This is a genomic window from Bacillus cereus group sp. BfR-BA-01382 (genome assembly GCF_022663475.1).
In the GTDB taxonomy this organism is placed as follows: Bacteria; Bacillota; Bacilli; order Bacillales; family Bacillaceae_G; genus Bacillus_A; species Bacillus_A thuringiensis_S.
In genome coordinates this window covers 1-273 of record NZ_JAKUFQ010000365.1, presented here as the reverse complement: position 1 = coordinate 273, position 273 = coordinate 1, and the positions used below count along the sequence as shown (strand labels likewise).

The window sequence follows — 273 nt, the reverse complement described above, 5'->3', positions numbered from 1 at the left end:
GAAGTTACGTATCAATCAGCACCAATTACACAGCAGCCAGCTATGCAACAAACACAAAAAGAAGTGCAAGTAAAACCGCAGAAGGAGATGCAAGTAAAGCCGCAAAAAGAAGTACAGGTGAAACCACAGAAGGAGATGCAGGTAAAGCCGCAAAAAGAGATGCAAAAAGAACAGCCAATTCAAAAAGAAAAACCAGTTGAAAAACCGTCTGTTATTCAAAAACCACCTGTGATAGAAAAACAAAAACCGGCGGAAAAAGAAAACACGAAGTTT

At 39.6% G+C, this 273-nt stretch carries 1 pseudogene; it reads left to right on the top strand.

The window, feature by feature from the left end:
• Positions 1-273: pseudogene (locus MR160_RS34350) on the top strand (peptigoglycan-binding protein LysM); the annotation flags it as partial.